Here is a 2,835-nt window from a genome sequence, read left to right on the forward strand (position 1 = left end):
GGTCCACCCGGTGGTGACGAAATCCCGTGACCCGGCAGCCGCCATGTCGGCACTCGAAACCAGCCAGCGCCGGAAACGGCTTGTTTTCTCGCTGCCGTAGCCGGGAGCGCCGTTCGGATTGAAATCCCACCATGATTCCCAAACCCCGGTGGTGTTGGGTTTGGCGACTGCCGCCGCCGATGTCGCAAGGATCTCGGAGCTGGCGGTGACTGCGCGGTCCGGCCCCAAGTGTTTCTGCAAATCGCCCAAAGCCAGCATCAGCACCAGCCGAGCGTTGGCACGGGCCTCCGCCATCGCACTTTCCTGGCTTGAGGCGCGCAGCGAGATGCTCGAAAGCGTCAACAACCCGACGGCAATGATCGTCAGCAGAATCATCAGCGAGAGCGTGACGACCAGGGCAAATCCTCTGGATTGCGGGCAAGGGAGTTGGGGGTTCATGATTGCGCTGTGCCAAGCGTGCTCAGCTGAAACACAAAATACCCGGAACTGGCGGAGAAGGCTGGAAAATTATTTTCTATTTTTTTGAAAACTGGCGCATTTTGTAGAGTAGTTTTGGCCGCCCCATGAATCCGTTCCGCCGCCTCACGGACGGCGGACGCTGCCGCGGCCTCCAGGAGGATGGGGAAGCAGGGGCTGGTGTGGCCCGCCCAGCAGGCTGCATCTTATGGAGAACCCCTTTCGAGGAAACGCTCGCCGGCATCCATGAGGGCAACTTCGCCCGCTATCGCATCCGCCCATCCGAATTTGAAGAGTGGCAAGCCGCATGGAACTTGGGAATCACTGACGGGAATCACGGTTAGGACACTGTGCTCAAGGTGGTGGATTCAGCCCTGCTTTCCACCTGGCCGTCGCCGCACGATCCTGATTGATCGCGAACTGCTCGACAAATCAGGCAAAGGATAAGTTTTTTGGTTCGATGATGGCTTTTTTTGGGAAATAAAGATATTCTGCTTGGAATATCGAGCAGTTTCGGAAATAATTTCCCCTCGACATTTGTTTTAAGTCCATTCCATCCCGATTCGCCTGAAAAATCATGCAGAATGCACAATTGGCCTCCTTGATTGGCTGGCACCGCCGCCGGGCGGGGCTGAGCCAGATTGAGCTTGCCCGCCATGCCGGGGTTAGCCGCTATGTGGTGCAGGATTTGGAGGCCGGAGCGGGGCGGACCACATGGGCACGGATGGAGCCAGTCCTACGAGCCCTGAATATCCAACTACTGCCGCAGGGTCCGCTGGTTGATGCATGGCGTGCGGAAACGAAGGAGATGGGATCATGAATTCGCAGCGCAAGGCCATCATCCTCCAGCATGGAATTCCGGCCGGCCATCTGGCCGAGGTTTCCACGGGTGGCTGGAGTTTCACCTACCTGCCAGACTATGCCGGTCCGCCGGTGTCGCTGGCGCTGCCGGTGCGGGAGGAGCCATGGCGATTCGGGGATTTCCCCCCGTTTCTGGAGGGCTTGTTGCCAGAGGGGCCGCAATTGGAGGCGATCCTGCGAAAGCACAAGATCGACCGCGGCGATTGCTTCCGGCAGTTGATGATCGTGGGGCAGGATGTCGTGGGCTCGCTCACGGTTGAGGCATGGCCTGCGGAGGAGGGAGGCATGGCGTGAAGATCTGCCCGATCACCCTGGAACCCGTGGAGGGAGACGGGCTCTATTCGCGGTCCGGTTTGCGGGCCGTGCATCCGCGTTTGGAAAACCTCCTGCCGCTGCATCTGACCCAGGAGGAACAACTCCGCGAAGCGCGGCTGCGGGCGGACAAGATGTCGATCCAAGGGGTGCAGCCCAAGCTTTGCGCCGTGCTCAAACCGAAGGATGGCCGTTTCGAGATCGTGGATCGGGGTGGGCGGTTCATTCTCAAGCCCAACCCGCCGCCATTTGAAGAGGTGCCCGCCAACGAGTCCCTGACCATGACACTGGCGGAGATCGCGGGTCTCGAAGTGCCCCCTCATGGCCTGGTTCCAGCCAGCGACGGATCATGGGTGTATTTCATCCGGCGCTTTGACCGGGTGGGGAGAAACAAACGGCTGCACCAGGAGGACTTCGCGCAACTCACCGGGGCCGGGCGCGAAACCAAATACAACAGCTCGCTGGAGCAGGCGGCGAAAGTGGTGGAAGCCCACTGCACGTTTCCCGCCATTGAGAAGGCGAAACTCGCACGGCTGGTGCTGTTCTGTTTTCTAACCGGCAACGAGGACATGCACCTGAAGAACTTCTCGCTGGTGGTCAGGGATGGAGTCGTTCGCCTGTCGCCCGCCTACGATTTGCTAAATACCACACTGGTCCTGGGCAATGCGTCCGAGGAATGCGCACTGCCGCTGCGCGGCAGAAAACGCAAACTCACCCGCAACGACTGGGTGGACTATTTCTGCCGTGAACGGCTCGGGTTGCTCCCAGCCGTTCTTGATCCAATCCTCCACACGCTGGACGCTGCCCGGAATGCGTGGGCCCGCAAAATCGAAAACTCTTACCTATCCGCAGCCGCAAAGGCCGGCTATCTGGATATTTTGGCGGAACGACGCTCGCGGTTGTTCGGTTGAAGCTGACGACAAGGCTTGGGACAAAAGGCTAAGGGTGTGCCCCCTTTTGCAAAGTCCGCGCTCCCAGAGTGCCCCGAAAGTGCGGAGCCGCCGACCCTCCAGTCGGCAGCCAGATCTTTTCATTTCACACCCTTCCTTGTCTTGACTACATGTATTCAAGACTATACAAGGAAGAGGATTTTTTTTCGTTAAAATGTTAAAATCGATTGGTGCTGGTTGATCGGGCGATGTTCCGACATCGCCTGTTTGAACAAACGTTTCAAATCAACCAACACCATGAGTAAACAGACAGGGA

The 2,835-nt window shown here is 58.5% G+C and carries 6 protein-coding genes; 4 read left to right on the forward strand and 2 right to left on the reverse strand.

The features are described from left to right. On the reverse strand, nucleotides 1-438 hold a 438-nt coding region (locus AC4DF4_RS18480; protein ID WP_490049568.1), incomplete at its 3' end, for a hypothetical protein. A gap of 125 nt (nucleotides 439-563) precedes the next feature. On the opposite strand from AC4DF4_RS18480, the gene AC4DF4_RS18485 reads away from it, so the two are divergent. Beyond that, nucleotides 564-800, forward strand: a complete 237-nt coding sequence (locus AC4DF4_RS18485; protein ID WP_490049569.1) for a hypothetical protein — start codon at nucleotides 564-566, stop codon at nucleotides 798-800. Here the strand turns inward: AC4DF4_RS18485 and AC4DF4_RS18490 are convergent. After that, entirely contained in the window at nucleotides 797-1,114 is a 318-nt protein-coding gene (locus AC4DF4_RS18490) for a hypothetical protein (protein WP_490049573.1), read from the reverse strand. The two genes, AC4DF4_RS18485 and AC4DF4_RS18490, sit on opposite strands and share 4 nt — an antisense overlap. Between AC4DF4_RS18490 and AC4DF4_RS18495 the strand changes: the two genes are divergently transcribed. The 3 genes from AC4DF4_RS18495 to AC4DF4_RS18505 are packed head-to-tail and all read left to right on the forward strand — an operon-like array spanning nucleotide 1,034 to nucleotide 2,540. Beyond that, on the forward strand, nucleotides 1,034-1,276 hold the full coding sequence (locus tag AC4DF4_RS18495) for a helix-turn-helix domain-containing protein (protein ID WP_490049570.1): 243 nt from the start codon (nucleotides 1,034-1,036) through the stop codon (nucleotides 1,274-1,276). The two genes, AC4DF4_RS18490 and AC4DF4_RS18495, sit on opposite strands and share 81 nt — an antisense overlap. Beyond that, nucleotides 1,273-1,611, forward strand: a complete 339-nt coding sequence (locus AC4DF4_RS18500) for a HipA N-terminal domain-containing protein (RefSeq protein ID WP_490049571.1) — start codon at nucleotides 1,273-1,275, stop codon at nucleotides 1,609-1,611. Before AC4DF4_RS18495 ends, AC4DF4_RS18500 begins: the two co-directional genes overlap by 4 nt. Then, nucleotides 1,608-2,540, forward strand: coding sequence for a HipA domain-containing protein (locus AC4DF4_RS18505; protein ID WP_490049572.1), 933 nt, complete (start codon nucleotides 1,608-1,610; stop codon nucleotides 2,538-2,540). Before AC4DF4_RS18500 ends, AC4DF4_RS18505 begins: the two co-directional genes overlap by 4 nt. Nucleotides 2,541-2,835: the final 295 nt, after the last annotated feature.

This window comes from Luteolibacter sp., from assembly GCF_058122085.1.